Genomic DNA, 16872 nt, shown 5'->3' on the forward strand with positions numbered 1-16872 from the left:
TACGAGACTAGGCCCTCAACCTAGCGCCTTTGGCCTGGCTGGGCAACCCCCGCACGAGTGCAAATGAAATAAATTTCCAGGAGATATATCTCCTGACCGGATCACAGGGACTCTAGAATTTGCCCCATCCGGGTGGCTTTGTCCTTAATGCTCTTCCCTGCATTTATAATTAACTGTTGGATCGTATAGGAACCATCTGATTCCATAGTGAAAACAAACGCACGTTCATCCTGAGAAACAGTAATTGCGTCAATTTCACAAATCCCCTGACAGAGTTTGCAGAGTATGCATTTGAGAATGTCATCCTCGGAGATCCCTGCCCCTTCTGGCCCCATTTTGATGATACCCTGAGGACATTCCTCTATACAGGCACCGCAACTATCGCATTTGTTGAATGTGACCAGAGGCATGTTCTTGTACCCACAGGCAACGCCTGCCTGCCACCGAGCATGCTGGTTACCATAGCCCATGTGGGCTATGGCTTCAAGCACAACTTTCTGGCCTTCCTTCAGTTCAATGATTGGAATGTTGGTCTCGGCTGGCTGTACAGTTTCATCAGATGAAACGAAGTCACCTGAATGGACCATTTTCGGGCCTTCGGCACTAAGTGTGAGAGAGACCCTGCAAGCAGGACACTCCGAACCACCACATATGCACTCTTCAACAGGTACGAACTCTTCAATGTTTGCGGCTAAAGGAATGAGGGCAAGCCTTAATCCAAGCTGTTCATCAAAAAGGACAGATGTATTGTTGTAAATGTTCACATAGGTTATTGCAAGTGTCGGTACGTCAGAGAGCGCCGCTCTCCGTATACCGTTTGCAAAAGCTGCGCTCACATCGGACAATACGAACTTTGCAGACCTCTCTGACATCTCCAGTATGTCTACTTCCATTGTCATGAGTCCATATCCATTAGATTATATACAATTATACCCTTCTTCCACCCTTTGGACGGGTTCCGTCGTGTGGTACAGGAGTTACATCCTGTATTCTGCCAATCTTGATCCCTGCTCTTGCAAAGGACCTGATAGCAGCCTGCGCTCCGGGTCCCGGGCTTCTCTGCTTGTTGCCACCAGGAGCACGTACCTTGATGTGGATACCCTCGATACCCTTATCCCTGAGAAGGTCCGCCAGCTGGCTTGCCATCTGCATAGCAGTGTATGGTGAACTCTCATCACGTGCTGCCTTTACAACCATGCCACCGGAGGATTTAGCCAGTGTTTCAGCGCCTGTAATATCAGTCACAGTGATAATAGTGTTATTGAATGAGCATTTTATGTGAGCTATGCCCCATATTCCGTTTGTAGCCATGTCTTATTCCTCCTTTCATGCCCCTGCGACATTAGATGCTACCTGGGCCGGCCTTTCCGGATGCATTTCACTGGTCAGCGGAGAGCTGCCGTAGTAGTCAATGAGCATCTCTTCCTCTTTGGATATAAGCATACTAGGGATAGTTACCCTTTTACCATTGATCGCGATATGTCCATGAGTGATGAACTGCCTTGCCTGTCTGGGACTGCGTGCAAGACCAAGCCTGTGTACCTGAGTCTGCAACCTGCGCTCAAGGATGGAATTGGTCTGCAGGCCAAGAATATCATCAATATTAGACTCGGTGCTCAGCATAGAAAAGCGTATTAGCCTTGCCAGGATCTGATCAGCTTCAGTCTTGTTGTGACCTGAAAGTTCACCTTCTGCCAGAAGCCTGCGGGCGTCCGCCCTGTATCTTCTGAGGACACTGTGTGCCTTCCAGAGTTCTTTCTTATTACGAAGACCGTACTTTTTAACAAGCTCAAGTTCGCTTGCCATCCTGGCTGCCTGCCATGGATGTTTCGGAGTATCGTAGCTCTTTCTCTTTTTACCCGGATATCCCATAAAATCACCTTATCTCTTCTTGCTCACACCAATGGTGGAACCACGCCTTCCGGTGGATTTTGTTCTCTGACCTCTTACCTTGAGACCCCTCTCATGCCTGAGACCACGATAGGCTCTGACCTTCTTCAGGTTGTTTATGTCTTCTCTGAAGGTAAGGAGTATGTCCTGCCCGAGCAGGTGCTTGTCTTCTCCGGTCAGGGGATCCTGGCGTCTGTTAAGCATCCAGGTAGGTAGATTCTTCTCAAAGTCCCCAACAGCTGCGTCTAACTTTGCAACATCCTCATCTGGAAGGTAACCAATAACTCCCTTGGGGTCAATACCGGTATCGTCTACGATAATCCTTGCGGTCCTTAATCCTATACCACGGATACCAGTCAGCGCGTACATTACGGACTGACTTCCTTTAAGGTCAGTGTTCATGATACGGACTAAATGTCTTATTTCTTCATCTGCCATTTAATTTCCTCCTTAAGGATGCAATGCATCCCGTAGCCCCGGAGCACAGAAACCCCGGCACACCCGGCAATGCGGGTAATGTTATTCTAAATAATAGAACATGACTCGGCCGTATATACTATCTTTTGTATTTAACGCATTATGCAACACAAAATAGTAGTTTAAGCGAAGTTCACTACAGTATTATTACATAAATACTTTCCCCAGAGTAGCAGGCCAATAGTGCAGTAATGGTTTAGTCCGCCAGGGAATTAACCGCCTGCTGCTTATCAGAGGTCGCCAGGGATGAGCTGTCCCGGACCTTGAAAAAAGCCATACCCAGCAAAGAGCATACAATCCCGAAAATCAGGGTTTCCTTATACCCGAATTGTTGAAGCATTATCCCGCCTGCTACCGACCCCACGATGCTGGCTGCAGCAATCACTGAATTGAGAATGCCGGTGGCTGTGGCCTTTTCAGCATTGCGGCTCACAAGTAGCTGATTACCGCCCACATAGAGAAAAGACCACCCAAATGCCACGCAGATCATGCCGGGAACCACATAGATGAAACTGGGAGCAAGCAGATAGCAAGTAAAAGCCAGCCCGGATGTGATGCATCCCCACTTAACAAGCCATTCATTGTCAAGTCCATCCATCCTGCGCATAACAATGAACTGTACAAGGGGATTTATAGCGTAGATAATACCGATCCAGAAATTATTGGCACCCAGATGAAGCAAATAAAGAGGTAGCATGGTCCAGACAGCAACAGCGCCCGTATGCCTGACAAATATAGAAAGGTACACGCCAATATTGCGGGAGAATGTGTCAACTGAAAAATAACTGATATTCATAGAAGGTTTTTCGATATCCTTTAGTTTCAAGGCATTCAGGAAAGCTACGAAATAAAATACCGATGAGAGTATGAACAGGAAATGGACATCCTCGATCACGGCTGCAAGCAGATAGCCTATCATCCACCCCAGTGAACCAAAGGAAGTAAATTTCCCAATACTTCCTTTCTGATAATAGATGTACACCGTAAGAGCAGCCGGGTATATGCTCATGCAAAAACCCACAAGCGCCCTGGAAAGCGCCAGAGAAAGGGCATCGTATGCGAACACTTGCAGGAAGAATGCTACCCCGGAGACCACCAGGCCGATCAGAACTATAGGGCGCAGACGATTAATATCCGCAGCCTTCCCGAATATAAATGAAGACACAAAAGAGGCCAGACCAAACAAGGCACTTATCAGGCCTATCTCAAAAAAAGAAGCTCCAAGAGAAGCTGCAAAGATAGGAACAAATACATTGGACATCGTGTGCGAAGTGTTTGTTAAAAGCTGGATCGTGTTTATTCGCATCGTACAATCGGACCATAATCATGTTTGTCTATTTCAACCTGTTTATGCATAATTTCGAGAGAGTTGGCGTGGTTACGGCTAGATGATTAATTAAAAAATCCACCGATAGTAAACAGGCATTATTAGCCCTTAATGGTTGTATAACGCCTTTAATAAGCTTAAATATGCGAATAACCTTTAATAATCCGGGTAAATCCCAATAAAGACACATATTTCGCAGGAAATTGCGAAAGGGGGTACATATGAAGAGATTAATAATTATATTGCTAGCTTTAGCTATGCTAATTGGAAACGCATCAGCATTCGATGCATCCATATGGAATGCTGCAGGAACTACAGCTGTGACAAACCCTGTTGTGATCCAGCCGGGGCAAACACTGGTACTTAGTTATCATGGTGCATATTTTGCTTCACCAGGACAGGTAATGTCATATTTGTATAACGTCCAGGCGCTTACAGGAACGGGAGCAGACACTTCCGACATGACAGTTAATATGCTGAAGGACAACTTCGAGCCGGGAGAGAATGACCCTTATACCGATGTGGGTGTAATTGAGCTCACACTCAACGAAAACGCATCTGCAACTGGTAAATGGAGAGTGACTATTACTGCAGGAGAAGACACCAACACCCTTGATGTAGGCTCAGCAGCAAGGAACTTCGAGATACCAGAGTTCCCAACCATTGCGCTCCCGGTAGCAGCAATCCTTGGCCTTGCATTCTTCATGCAGCGCCGCAAGGAAGAATAAGTATAAACTTATTCTTTTCTTTTTTTACTTTAAGCATTCTTAATAACGATAGTATCTATGTTTGAACAGAGTGTCTTTGCCTCTACTCAAGAAAATCATGACACCGACTGGTTCTTAGGCTGCATCAAGCGATTAAAGTAGAGCTATCAATATGCATCGACTTGGTTTTTAAATTGTTTCGCAGTCCATTTTTTGAAGAACACTTTTATAGGAGTACTAAATGGCTAGCCCAAACTTCATTTATAATGGAAGTGATAATAATACAAATTATCATATAATAATAGCATGTGGCGAAAAAATGAATAAAAACAAGAAATATAGTAAATCACACTTATCCCTCCTTGCAATCTTGTTGGTAACAATGGCTCTGACACCTGCATCCGCGCAGGATAGCGTCAGGATAGAGATGCCGGACAATGTAGCATCAGGAGAGATGTTCAAAGTGGTCCTTATCATCGATGACCCGCTGGTAAGGGAACTGACACAAACTATAGATATAACGAGGAACGGCGGAAGGATCCAGCTAAAGATGGAGGGGGACATAAATAATCCCTCACAGATAGAATACGCCGGACAGGAAAGGATAGTATTTGATGCTGTCAAGTTCTCAGGTTTCCAGGAAGGAGATGAGGAGTCTACCCTGACATTCCAATTCTTTGGCAACACCGGAGAAATACAGGAGAAATATCCTGACTGGCAGCCCTCGTATCCTGACTACCTGGTCAAAGTCTCAAAGAAGGTGTACGCATCTCCCGTGAGCTTCTCTGTCGAGACTCCAGATTTCCCGGATACAGAGACCAGCAGGTTTGAGACCGACTACTGGGACAAGGTCATTTTCACCCCTGTATTCAGGTATGTTGACAGTGATTATTATGCAAGGACCAGTTTGTACCGAGGAGATTTTAGCAGGGGGACGAGCTACTTTACGTATGATGGGTATCTGGTTGACAACTATTTCAGTACAGAAGATTTGAACAACCCCCCGGAAAATACTAAAGTGTCCAGTTATAGTTATGGCACCTTCGGACAGGAAGGAGCATCAATAGGCTATTACTCATTGACATGGTCTCCAAGGAGTAAGGTCACACATAAAGATCCTGCCACTTTTGAGCTATACGATGTATATGACATCTCCATAAGCTACACCTATGCAGTGCTAATCAATGATTTTCTCCTATATCACGGCAACTTCATACAAAGAATGAAAGTCAAAGAGTCCGAGATAGAGGACGCTGTTAGTGAATTTGAGGAAGAGTGCCACAGAATAGTTATGAGCCAGAAATATACGCCCATATCGATGGGAAGTGGTGCACATCCATCCATTCTTGAAACAAACCTGCCGGTCTCCGGAAAGAAGAGTGTTTCAATTTACGGTTACGTTGTAGATGCTGATGGAAATCCTATGCCGTATGCTCAACTGACAGTTAAGGTGAAAGAGGAGGTATTCAAAGGGAGTACGGACAAGAATGGAGACTTCAGGATACCGCTCACAATAGAGTTAAAAGATAAAGAGGATGATGTCAAAGTAGAATTATGGGTTGACTTCATTTATGAGAGGGATGGAAAGAACTATTTCATTGTATATGACTTGAGCGGCAGCACATACAAAAACGTGTTCTATTATAAAGAGTTCAGGTTGGTGGACCATCAGGACATTGAGGCTAACATAAGGCTTAACGGGGCATGGGACAATAAAGCTGGCAGTAGTACAGGACAGCTTTCAGACCTCAAAAGCCTTTCCGTTATATATGCCCATATGCACGAGTCAGTGGATTTCTGCCTTGTGGAATTAAAAACAGACGTGGACTACAAACTTCCTGTGAAAGTGCTTGTTGGCAATACTGCGGATAAGACACTCTACTCACCCTCCGATGCACGGATACTTATTTCCAGGAATGATGCAGGATATTCAAACTCCAACAGGCCGAAAAACCGTGAGTACCATGAGTTTGCTCACCACCTGATGTATGCCACCTATGGAGACTGGACACATGGAAGCAAGGTATCCGGCACTGTCAACCACAACGGTTTCCTTAACCCCAATACAGGAGACTCTTATGAAGAAGGGTTTGCTGAGTTCATAGCACTGGCAATATCTGACAAGTATGGCGATTCCAACCCTGCGGACGGTGTCACAAAACCGGCTGCCTATGCATCTTTCGGAAGCCTAGAAAACAACTACCGGCCCTGGGATAGGCAGGGAGATCTGGAAGAATTCGCTGTTGCTTCGCTGCTCTGGGACCTTTACGACAGCAACAACGAGGAAGGAGATACCATTACCATGTCCCTGGAGAACATCTGGTCAGTGCTCAAGGTCCAGAGGAATGACTTCTACGATTATTACCTGGCATTCCAACAGGCCAATCCCAGCAAGGCTGCCGACATCGACAAGCTCTTCATTGAGCATGGTTTCTTTGCAGATATCACTGAAGGTAATGGCAAGAGGGATTCGTTTGAAGGCTTCATAGATGCCAATAGCAATAATGCATACAATACCGGAGAGTATTTCTTTGACCTTGGTTGCCTGAACTCCACAAACGAGATACAGTACAGGAAGGGCATGATTGTCGGGCGGGCTGCAAACTATGATAGGATCAACAGGAGTACTGCAGTGAGGCTGGATGGCGCCTACCTCAAGGTCAGCGACAAGGAATTAAAACAGTACCTTGTCAAAGTACACTATACCAAACCGGGAAGAGGGGATGACTACGAGTATGTCGTGGATCTCAGGGACGGTCTGCTGTACGTGCAACCCCTGCCCGGAAATGTGTATGCGGATATCAGTATCATCCCTTATTCTGTTGAATATGCCGCAAAGGAAGACTATACTATAAGCAACCAGGAGCTGAACAGCCGGCTGGAACAGCCCGGAAAGTATTTTGACAGCCACAAGTTCTCCCTGAACAAGACCGGTGTTGTGGGTGATATGCCTTATGAGACTTACAAGGATACGGACCCTGTCTATGCCTATGAGGGCGACCTTGGAGAGGAATTCGACCTGAAGATAGCCGACGGGACAGACCACAACGACACTGACAGGAAGTTCCCCCTAATGTGGCTGTGGTTCCCAATACTGGGGGTGGGGCTCATTGTGCTCGGAAAAAAGAATTCAAGAGTCGGAGAGATTTCGAGAAGAGGAGTTAAAGAGTTCAACGAAAAAGGGCTCCCTGCGATTAAAGAAGGAAGCAGGAAGGCTGCCGAGCTGACCTCAAAGGGGGCAAAAGAGTTTGCCCGTCAGAGCAAGGTAGCTTACGAACAGACCAAGCCTCATCTAAAAAAGGCACAGGAGGATGTCAAGGAAAAAGTAGAGGGCATGAAAGAGAAGAAGGATAAGTGAAGGTTTAACCTTCACTGTTTTTTCTAGTGCAGCTTCTGGCAATTACAGATAACCGCTGTCCTGGTCAGACATAAATGGATTCAATTTCGCCATTGCAGTACGCATTTTTCTGAAGCCGCATTTCATGTAAAAACCCTCACGACCCGGGACTGAATACAGGATTATGTTTTCGACAGGCAGTTTTTTAAATATTCTGGAAATCATCTCTTTTCCGATGCCTTTTCCCTGATACTCCGGGAGCACCACCATATCATATATAGCAGCCTGATATTCACCATCGCAGAGGGCACGGCCCATATCAACCAGTTTTCCGGAATCATACACAACTATAACAGCATAACTTGCCTCAAAAGCGCGCTTCAGTTTTTCCGGTTCACGTTTCTGCCTTCCGAGAGGAGCAAGCTCAAATACTGTCGAAGCTTCCTCCCAGTTCACTTCCCGCAAGCAATCACTAAAAGTGATGCATGATAACTCCACGGAGGATTCATTTTCAGCAACCATACCTTTAACAAAGAAATAAAAACAGATAAAAGTAATCGCTGTATGATCACATCAGGATTGAGTCTGGCTCAGTAACTGATTTTTTAAAAAAGCGCCGAGGGGGAGATTCGAACTCCCGAGGGGCGGATGCCCCACAAGCTTTCCAGGCTTGCGCCCTACCACTAGACTACCTCGGCATTATGTTTCGCGTGGTTTGCTCTTCCAGCCTTGCGGATAAGTGCCAGCAACCATTATTACTCTTTCGGTCAATGCAGCAAGACCATGCTCCGAACTGAGCATTTCCTCAGTGTCCATGAGCGCTCTGGACAGGGACACTGCCTCACCTTTCAGGCTGAAGATGCATACCTGATCATCTCTCCGGATGCTTTTTTCAAGGCTGACTATCCCTGGCACAGCAAGTGCGGCGCCCTGACATACTGCATCAATGGCGCTATCCCGAACGATAATCCTTGGCAAGTGGGCAAGACCTTCTTCAAGGGGTCTGACCACCCTGCGAAGACATGATTCATCGCCGTCCTCTTTCCAGAATACATAAGCATCCTTCAGTTCATGAAGATTCACAAGGGTATCCTCCCTGAAAGGGCCTGTTTTGGTCCTGCGCAATTGCTGCATGTGAGCGCCGGTGCCAAGGGCCATACCGATGTCATGGCACAATTTACGCATATATGTGCCCGCTTCGCAGCCAACTCTCATAAGTACGGACTTGTCTTTTACCTCAAGTACTTCGAGATAATAGATCATTCTAATTCTCAGTTCACGCTTCACGGCAGATATCACGGGAGGCATCTGGAATAGAGGGCCTACGAACTCACTGCATACGTTGCGCACATCCTTTTCCGGAGCCTGCTCATGAAGGCGCATGTGGCAGATATATTCCTTGCCTGACAGGCGCAAGGCTGAGACCACCTTTGTAGCTTTTTCAAGCATTATTGGCTGAACCCCGGTGACACCGGGGTCCAGGGAACCCGAATGTCCAGCGCGGCGCAGCTCAAGTATATCCTTGACCCATGCAGTCACTTCATGGCTTGTAGGACCTTGCAGCTTATCAAGGTTCACCACACCCATTTCCACATATTCCCGAATAGGACGTTCGGCAGGCGTACATCCATATGAAGGATTGGTTGTTGCCTGTACCCTTTGAACCAGTTCCCGTGGATACTCTGAGGGTAGCATCCCAGCACACCTCACGCCATCAAATATCATTTCATCAGATTTCATATCATAACCTGCCGGAAAACTATTGTTCAGAAAAGCGTTTTATCGCACAGGAGATAATATCTGCAACCTGGAACTGGTCCCATTTCGTGGAATCGATGACCAGGTCATAGACTGAGAGATCACCTATGTCAATACTGTATATGCCTTTGTAACGGATAGCTTCTGAGGCTTCACGTTCCCTCGTTTCCTCAAGCTTCTCTTCAAAAGAACCACATTCTCGCGCCACTACACGCTGGACCCTTACTTCTACAGGGGCTTTTATCCATACCTTCAGATCGTGCGTTGCCATATGGCCTGCAAGCCTTCCTTCGAGGATTATATTATCCCTCGTACTGGCAATTTCCTTCTGGCGCTCGTCTATCTGGAGATCTATGGAATCATCCGATTCAGCCAGTTCTCCAAACTCGGAAAGAGTCATACCATACTCCTTCGCAAGAGAACGGAAAACCTCACCTGCAGATATCATCTCAAGTCCATGTCTCTGGGAAAGTATACGGGAAACAGTGGTAGTACCACTGCCCGGAAGACCGCTGATTGTCAGCAGCAATTAAATTCCACCGACATCCAGCGCTTTTCTCATTAACTGGCTTACTGCCAGGGACGCTATGAAGTACCAGAATATCCAGTACTGGAAAGGACCAAGTACTCCATTTGTCAATATATGCTCACCCCAGAAAGGGAAAACCATAGTTGCAGCTTCATGGCTGTTAATGTAAAAGTAAGCCCACATGAACAACGGCAGAGAGATTATACTGATATATGCCATCGGTTTGAACTGCTGTTTTGACATTTCCAGTTGCTGAGTCATCATTTCAGAGCGCTGGGTCTCCATCTTCTTCATCAGGGCAGTATTGTTAGAGAGCTGGGCCTCTCTGAATTCTTTCTGGAACACGCGCATTTTCTCCTGGACATTGCGCATAAGATCCCAGTCCATTGTGTACTTTTGGATAAGCGTTGCGTAAAGAGCAGTTATGGCTGCCATTATGAACAGTACAATATGAAAATTGCTGTCCCCCAGAAGAGTGACCATGGGATCCATGAAGAATCCAACTGACCTTCCCAGTGAATCCCTGAAATCCTGTCCCAAGACCACAATGCCAATCATCAGGGAAATGCCCAGAGCAAGCAGCGCTCGCTCAAACTGTTTCTTATAGTTGGCAGTTGCCATGGATTATCATCACCTTATCTCTATTAAATCAGTTATTTGTACTTGTCCATTACCCCGGAAACCGCCTGGAATACTTTATCGACATTATTACTTCCATCGATATTCACAAGAATACCTGCCTTGTCATAATAATCGATCAGTGGCTTCGTTTTTTGGTTATAGACAGTGAGCCTCTGCCTGATAACTTCTTCCCGGTCATCGTCCCTCTGGTAAAGCTGAGAACCGCATACATTGCATATACCCTGCTTTTCAGGAGAATTGAATACAACGTGATAACTTTCACCGCAATTAGGACAGGTCCTGCGGCCGCTCAACCTCTCCACAAGTTTGTCATCTGAAACATCGATATTAATTACAACGTCCAGAGGTTTGCCAATCTCCCGGAGTATTCCATCAAGAGCATCTGCCTGTGGGATGGTTCGTGGATAGCCATCAAGAAGATAGCCGTCCTCACAATCGTCTTCATTTAGCCTGTTCCTGATAAGGCCAATGAGCACACTGTCCGGGACAAGCTCGCCCCGGTCCATGTACCCCTTTGCTTCCTTACCAAGTTCGGTCCCATCGCGGACATTTGCCCGGAGAATGTCTCCCGTAGAGATGTGGGGAATGTTGTATTTCTTTATCAGTTCTTTGGCCTGGGTGCCTTTTCCAGCACCCGGCGGACCGAATAATACTACGTTCATACTCAACACCTGATTTATTGTCCGAAGAAGGACCTCACCATCGGATGCATTTCCATCATCTGCTCGGACGCTATATCCTCATAGAGACGGTAGACGATACTGACTGCAAGCAAAAGCCCTGTACCTCCTGCACCCCCAAGAGTACCCATCAGGCTTGCAACAAGAGTCAGAAGACCTATGAAAGCACCACCGATGACAGTGACCTTCGGAATGTAACGAATCATTACTTTTTCGATGCTGCCGATGTTCCTTCTGAAACCAGGTATCTGCATACCCGAGTTAAAGATCTTCTTTGCAGTAGGTTTTGCACCCATCCCGGTTGTTTCGATCCAGAACAGAGCGAATATGATACCTCCACCTATCAGGAATACTGCGTCGACCAGCACATGTAATGCAATCTGCCATGTTGCGGGAGCAACAGCGCCTAAACTGGTAAATGACTCCCTTACAAGAGACGGTATCCAGTCATAAGGACTGTTGATCGGTGCCAGGTAATACATTAATCCGTTGATTGGTGTCGAACCCTGGAACTCACCCAAAATAGTGATTCCCCTACTGCTGAGCAGGAGCCCTATCAATTGGAGATTGGCCTGCAATGCCCTTACAAGGATCATTGGAAGGACTGATGCATAGATGAGTTTTACCGGGAACTTTCCTCTTGCTCCTCTCACGGCACTGTGAGCCAGAGGAATTTCGATACGGGTACTTTCAACATATACTACAAGCAGGAAGATAACGATCGTGCTCAGAAGGGCAAGTATTCCTCCCCTGATCAACATGAACATTATACCATCACCTGTGAAGAGATAGTCAGCGCCTACATTTTGAATAATGTAGATCCATTTAGGGAAGAAACCTGCAGGTAAACCTGTGGAATCACTTACCCAACTGAATAGACCGGTAACTATCTGCTGCGAAACGCCAGCCACGATGAACAGGCCTACGCCTGAGCCAATTCCCCATTTGGAAACGACCTCATCCATGAACAGGATCAGCACACCGCCTATGCATATCTGAAGGAACAGGATCAATGTAATAGCTCCGACACCGACACCAAGAGCAGCTGCAATAGTCTCATCGGGCATTACAAATCCACCAATTATCTGTGGAAGAGCCTCAAGGACTATCATTACGAAAACCAGCGCTTTTTGTGCACCCTGGAAGAATGCCTGATCCTCCGGATTGGACATATCAAGCTTTATTACGTCGGCTCCGACCAGCAACTGAAGGACGATGGATGCGGTGACTATTGGCCCTATACCAAGGAGCATCAATGATCCGGAAGCTCCTGCAAAGAATGCTCGATAAGATTCGAAAAGGTCTATCGAATCCGGTGACAATCCAAACAGCGGGACATTAGCAAGTACGAAGTAAAGCACAAGTATCCCAAGTGTCCACATCAACTTGTTTTTGAAATGCACGTGCCCTTCGGGACTTGCAACCGCAGGTAGTTTATTAAAAATTGGTTTTAAACTTTCCTTAAGACTCATTAATTCCACCCTTGACTGGGAAATCCATACTATTGGTTTAAACGGGTATGGCTAAATAATCTTAAATATTAATAAATATACGCTTTCTTTGCGATATAGAACAATGAATAAATAAGTAATGCCAGAGAGGCATTACTCTTCAGGTTCTGTGCAGGAACCACCTGCATTCTCGATCTTGGTCTTTGCTGTCGCTGAGAATTCACATGCAGTAATGGCCAGTTTCTTTGATATCCTGCCAGTACCGAGTACTTTCTCAATGTAAAGATCATCAAGATCTATGTGGTAAACTCCATCCTTGAGTTCAGCAAAACCATCTTCTACAAGCTGATCTGCCAGTTCATCGAGTTCACCTACATTGACAATGGAGGTGTCATGCAGTGTCTTGAAAGGACGGACAAACCCCTTTTGCAAACCAAGGTTGTAACCACGCTGCATTGCACGGGTATGATGATGGGCGTTTCCACCACATTTGCCTCTTCCACCACGGTTTCCTGCACCACGCCTATTCTTACCGGTGCCTCCACCGCAGCTGCGTGATCCCCTGAACTTCTTAGTGTTACCTTTTACCATCCCGGATCACCTCATCTTCTTCAATAACTGGTTGATATCTTCACCATGGTTACCAAGAACGCCGCCCTGCTGTACAGTCCTCTTTATGCCAGCGTGCCCTTTTCTTGGAGGATGCAGCCTGAATACCGGCTTGAGCTTTGGAACATCTTTGATAGTTGCGCTGCCATCACATACGGCCTGCGCAAAAGCTTCGATGTTGGCAAACTTGGTATTTGCTGCCACATACTCGTTGGTGAGCTTTTCGCCACCTTGGAGCATTCCACGGTTATTGAGCATCTCTGTCAGCGCGTCCGCATCGATGATACCATAGGCCACATAGTCCTTGACCTTCTGGATCATGCCCAAGTTCTGCGGGCTGTCGTTGAGGAGTACACAATGGTTCACCCTGTGAAGGCGAAGCATCTTAAGGGTATCTTCAATTGATCCCCTTACGTTCACATTACCTCGTACTCTTACCAAAGCGTACATCTCAGGCCTCCTTTTCCAGACAGAGAGGCTGCTTTACAATACCAGTGTTCTGTAATGCATTGAATGTTGCCTTTGCAAAGTTCAATGTTGTTCTGGTAGTACCTTCGGTTCTTGTCCATACATCTTTGACACCTGCTTTCTCAAGCACTTTCCTTGCAGTGTCTCCGGCAGCAAGTCCAAGACCACGTGGTGCCGGCTTGAGTGCAACTATTACACTGCCTGCCTTACCCTTTACCTCGGAAGGTACGGTATGTTCACGGCCGCATGTACATTCCCATGAGCCGCATCCGCGCCTTACCCTGATGATGTTGATCTTGGCGTTGTCTATCGCCTTTCTGATAGCTGGACCGACCTGGACATCCTTACCCTGTCCAAGGCCTACAAAACCGTTGCCGTTCCCTACAATTACAGTTGCTCTGAACTTCACACGGCGTCCGGAGTCAGTCATCCTCTGGACCATGTTAATATCGAGCACCTCGTCTTCGAGTTCGGGCAACAGGAGATCTATGATCTTGGGCTCCCTTATGGGGAGGCCGGAGTCGATAGCCTCATCCATGGAAGTGATCTGCCCTTCTTGAACGAGTATTCCAAGCCTTGTTTGCGGAACCCATTCTTCTTCATATTGATATGCCATATAATCACCTAATTGAAGTCAGCAGAGATCTTTTCCTTAACTGCGTCAAACAGTTCCGGCAGATTTGATCCTTCCATATACTCTGCTATGTGTTCTCCTCTTATCCTCTCATCAGAAGGCAATATGGATGGGTCGTGAGGAATCTCAAACCCGGCGTCCACTATGCCCTTCATGGTTGCATATACCCTTGAACCGGGTGATGCCACCTGCAGTCCAAGGTCAAGGATACCATACTCATAACCGTTGGCCTGTGCCCTGTAACCGAACAGAAGACCGGTAAGGTACGCAGCAGTTGTGTTTCCTGTGGATGCGTCATATCCATACTTCTTCAGTTCTGTTGAGATTGCAGATGAACGAGTTACATCTCCTTCCGGAGTAGGAGCAACAAGCTGGACCTGCATGTGCTTTGAACTCTTGCGCACAACCACACGGTTCTCCTTTGAAAGGAGTAACCTGAGTCTCAGGTGGTAATCAGTGCGTCCTTCCCTTCGTCTCCTGAAAGCGACTTTATATCTGGGTCCTGTTGCCATGATTAATTTCTCCTAATTGAAACATATATAGTATTTAATCTCATGAATCATTCCCCGTGCTTTATTAGCTTCTCGGACTCCAGGTGTGCCATCAGGTGAGCAACACTGCGGTATTCTCCACCTTTTGCCTTGCGGTATACCTTACAGTAAGTAGATTTATCCAGTGAGCCGTCGGCACGCATATCTTTCAGTCTCTGCCTCAGAGCACGGATCTTCTTCATCCACTGCTCTTTGCTTGGAGCACGTGCACCCTTTCTACCTTTTCTCTTACCATGCCCTTTGCGGTGACCATACTTACGTTTGGCATCCCTTGCTCTTGCACGGCCACGGCTGACACCCTTGACAGCTTCTGCCTTGATGTTGCCGTTCCCGATCTGCTCACGTATGTCAGCTCTGGTAATGGCAACAGCAATATCTTCTGCTGCTTCCGGATTGAGCCAGACCCTGTGAACTCCGCACCCAAGGACCTGTGATGCGATCCTCTTCTGGTTTGTAAGATCGGTCATCTTATTCACCTCTGGTCGGGTTCAGGATTTTAAGGCCAAGTTCCTGGGCTTTTGCCTGAATGATTGCTTTCTTTCTTCCACCGACCTTTGCCGCGATCCTTACAGCCTGGAAGGATGCGTCTACAGTAGTCAGGTCAGTGATTGTGTTCACAAGGACCTCAGCGTATCCTGAGGGGTGAAGTCCCTTGACTACTAGAGGGCTTCCATAACCCACCTGTGCAAGGGCACCCTTTGCCTTGTAGTGCCTGCGCTGTTTACCACGAAGACCCCTTGGGCGTCTCCAGTTGGAATCCAGACGCTTGTATTTGTGGGAATCGGTCCTCTTGAAATCGGGTTTCTTACCCTTCTGAACCTTTCTTACCTTAAAAAGGCGTTTGGTTTTTACATCCATTCAAATCACCTACGCTGTCTTCTCCACTATGTATATTCCATCTTGGAATGTACGCGGGTCAAATCTCTTGATCTTGGTTGCCTGTTCGATATTAGCTGCTGTCTGGCCAACGTCTTCCTTGTTGATACCTGTGACGATGACTTCATCAGCACTTGTTTTTATCTTGGTCTCACCAAGAACCTTAGCAGACCTGGCTTTTTTCTCACCGAGGAAATTACCGATGGTGAGCTTCTTGCCTTCTACCTTCACCTGCATCGGGAAGTGAGCATAGACGATCTTCATACGGTATTCAAAGCCTTCTGTCACACCTGTGATCAGGTTTGTGATGTGTGAGGAAAAAGTACCGACCATTGCTCTCTGGGTCTTCTTTTTCACGTCAGTGTCAACTATGACCATTGAGTCAGCAACCTCGATATTGATGCCCGGATACCAGAAATATCTCTCATTGGAGCCTTTTGGCCCGGATACTGACAGGACGTTTCCCTTGAGTGTGACTGTCACACCACTAGGAATGGGAATTTCTGTTCTAATTTCTTTTGCCATTGTTTCCCTCCGTCATCAGTACACATATGCCAGCAGCTGTCCGCCTACATTGTTCTCACGAGCTTCATACTGTGATATTACACCTATAGAGGTTGTCAATATCAAGGCACCGAAGTTCTTTGCAGGAAGATATTGCTTCTCCCATCTTTCAAAATTAGCAGCGCCTACTGAGTAGCGTGGCTTGATAGCGCCACACTTGTTGATTCTGCCAACAAGTTCCACTTTGTAGATTCCTGCCTTACCATCTTCAATAAACTCAAACTCGCCAACATATCCACGGGACTGCATGACCTTCAGGACGGTTCCAATAAGCTTTGAAGCTGGCTGGATCGTACAGGAGTTCTTACCTATAGCCTCTGCATTCTTTATTGTGGATAATGCATCTGCGAGTGGATCTAGTAATACCATTTA

The 16872-nt window shown here is 46.7% G+C and carries 21 protein-coding genes and 1 tRNA gene; 2 read left to right on the forward strand and 20 right to left on the reverse strand.

What is annotated here, in order from left to right; translation table 11 throughout:
- Window positions 1–101 precede the first annotated feature (101 nt).
- The 5 genes from QZZ22_RS00030 to QZZ22_RS00050 all read right to left on the reverse strand — a co-directional run bounded on the left by QZZ22_RS00030 (window position 102) and on the right by QZZ22_RS00050 (window position 3673).
- Window positions 102–899 (reverse strand): DNA-directed RNA polymerase subunit D, encoded by a 798-nt coding sequence (locus QZZ22_RS00030; protein WP_292461396.1) that lies wholly within the window; start codon window positions 897–899, stop codon window positions 102–104.
- A gap of 28 nt (window positions 900–927) precedes the next feature.
- Window positions 928–1311 (reverse strand): 30S ribosomal protein S11, encoded by a 384-nt coding sequence (locus QZZ22_RS00035; RefSeq protein ID WP_292461397.1) that lies wholly within the window; start codon window positions 1309–1311, stop codon window positions 928–930.
- A gap of 15 nt (window positions 1312–1326) precedes the next feature.
- The gene (locus QZZ22_RS00040) at window positions 1327–1872 is read right to left on the reverse strand and encodes a 30S ribosomal protein S4 (protein ID WP_292461399.1); all 546 of its coding nucleotides are present in this window, start codon (window positions 1870–1872) and stop codon (window positions 1327–1329) included.
- A gap of 9 nt (window positions 1873–1881) precedes the next feature.
- Window positions 1882–2328, reverse strand: a complete 447-nt coding sequence (locus QZZ22_RS00045; protein WP_292461401.1) for a 30S ribosomal protein S13 — start codon at window positions 2326–2328, stop codon at window positions 1882–1884.
- 235 nt (window positions 2329–2563) lie between these two features.
- Window positions 2564–3673 (reverse strand): MFS transporter, encoded by a 1110-nt coding sequence (locus QZZ22_RS00050; protein WP_292461403.1) that lies wholly within the window; start codon window positions 3671–3673, stop codon window positions 2564–2566.
- 242 nt (window positions 3674–3915) lie between these two features.
- On the opposite strand from QZZ22_RS00050, the gene QZZ22_RS00055 reads away from it, so the two are divergent.
- Together QZZ22_RS00055 and QZZ22_RS00060 are read left to right on the forward strand one after the other, a co-directional pair.
- Complete coding sequence (locus QZZ22_RS00055; protein ID WP_292461404.1) at window positions 3916–4422, forward strand: PEF-CTERM sorting domain-containing protein; 507 nt, start codon at window positions 3916–3918, stop codon at window positions 4420–4422.
- Between the two features lie 361 nt (window positions 4423–4783).
- Window positions 4784–7759, forward strand: coding sequence for a carboxypeptidase-like regulatory domain-containing protein (locus QZZ22_RS00060; protein ID WP_292461406.1), 2976 nt, complete (start codon window positions 4784–4786; stop codon window positions 7757–7759).
- Between the two features lie 42 nt (window positions 7760–7801).
- On the opposite strand, the gene QZZ22_RS00065 is transcribed toward QZZ22_RS00060, so the two are convergent.
- From QZZ22_RS00065 to QZZ22_RS00135, 15 genes are all read right to left on the reverse strand, one after another.
- Entirely contained in the window at window positions 7802–8260 is a 459-nt protein-coding gene (locus QZZ22_RS00065) for a GNAT family N-acetyltransferase (protein WP_292461408.1), read from the reverse strand.
- Between the two features lie 92 nt (window positions 8261–8352).
- A tRNA-Ser gene (locus QZZ22_RS00070) sits at window positions 8353–8436 on the reverse strand.
- Window position 8437: 1 nt separating this feature from the next.
- Window positions 8438–9478, reverse strand: a complete 1041-nt coding sequence (locus tag QZZ22_RS00075) for an RNA-guided pseudouridylation complex pseudouridine synthase subunit Cbf5 (protein WP_292461410.1) — start codon at window positions 9476–9478, stop codon at window positions 8438–8440.
- 19 nt (window positions 9479–9497) lie between these two features.
- Window positions 9498–10025 (reverse strand): (d)CMP kinase, encoded by a 528-nt coding sequence (gene cmk / locus QZZ22_RS00080; protein WP_292461412.1) that lies wholly within the window; start codon window positions 10023–10025, stop codon window positions 9498–9500.
- A complete protein-coding gene (locus tag QZZ22_RS00085; RefSeq protein ID WP_292461414.1) occupies window positions 10026–10646 on the reverse strand; it encodes a DUF106 domain-containing protein in 621 nt (206 codons plus the stop codon).
- Window positions 10647–10678: 32 nt separating this feature from the next.
- Entirely contained in the window at window positions 10679–11329 is a 651-nt protein-coding gene (locus QZZ22_RS00090; RefSeq protein ID WP_292461416.1) for an adenylate kinase, read from the reverse strand.
- Window positions 11330–11343: 14 nt separating this feature from the next.
- The gene (gene secY, locus QZZ22_RS00095) at window positions 11344–12819 is read right to left on the reverse strand and encodes a preprotein translocase subunit SecY (RefSeq protein ID WP_292461418.1); all 1476 of its coding nucleotides are present in this window, start codon (window positions 12817–12819) and stop codon (window positions 11344–11346) included.
- Window positions 12820–12951: 132 nt separating this feature from the next.
- Entirely contained in the window at window positions 12952–13389 is a 438-nt protein-coding gene (locus QZZ22_RS00100) for an uL15 family ribosomal protein (protein WP_292461420.1), read from the reverse strand.
- A 6-nt stretch (window positions 13390–13395) separates the two neighbouring features.
- Window positions 13396–13857, reverse strand: coding sequence for a 50S ribosomal protein L30 (locus tag QZZ22_RS00105; RefSeq protein ID WP_292461422.1), 462 nt, complete (start codon window positions 13855–13857; stop codon window positions 13396–13398).
- Window position 13858: 1 nt separating this feature from the next.
- Window positions 13859–14491 (reverse strand): 30S ribosomal protein S5, encoded by a 633-nt coding sequence (locus QZZ22_RS00110; RefSeq protein ID WP_292461423.1) that lies wholly within the window; start codon window positions 14489–14491, stop codon window positions 13859–13861.
- A gap of 8 nt (window positions 14492–14499) precedes the next feature.
- The gene (locus tag QZZ22_RS00115) at window positions 14500–15021 is read right to left on the reverse strand and encodes a 50S ribosomal protein L18 (protein ID WP_292461425.1); all 522 of its coding nucleotides are present in this window, start codon (window positions 15019–15021) and stop codon (window positions 14500–14502) included.
- A 47-nt stretch (window positions 15022–15068) separates the two neighbouring features.
- The gene (locus QZZ22_RS00120) at window positions 15069–15527 is read right to left on the reverse strand and encodes a 50S ribosomal protein L19e (RefSeq protein WP_292461427.1); all 459 of its coding nucleotides are present in this window, start codon (window positions 15525–15527) and stop codon (window positions 15069–15071) included.
- A 1-nt stretch (window position 15528) separates the two neighbouring features.
- The gene (locus QZZ22_RS00125) at window positions 15529–15918 is read right to left on the reverse strand and encodes a 50S ribosomal protein L32e (protein ID WP_292461429.1); all 390 of its coding nucleotides are present in this window, start codon (window positions 15916–15918) and stop codon (window positions 15529–15531) included.
- A gap of 9 nt (window positions 15919–15927) precedes the next feature.
- Window positions 15928–16461, reverse strand: coding sequence for a 50S ribosomal protein L6 (locus QZZ22_RS00130; RefSeq protein ID WP_292461431.1), 534 nt, complete (start codon window positions 16459–16461; stop codon window positions 15928–15930).
- Window positions 16462–16476: 15 nt separating this feature from the next.
- Window positions 16477–16869 (reverse strand): 30S ribosomal protein S8, encoded by a 393-nt coding sequence (locus QZZ22_RS00135; protein ID WP_292461433.1) that lies wholly within the window; start codon window positions 16867–16869, stop codon window positions 16477–16479.
- Window positions 16870–16872: the final 3 nt, after the last annotated feature.

It is taken from the genome of Methanolobus sp., assembly GCF_016278365.1.
In the GTDB taxonomy this organism is placed as follows: Archaea; Halobacteriota; Methanosarcinia; order Methanosarcinales; family Methanosarcinaceae; genus Methanolobus.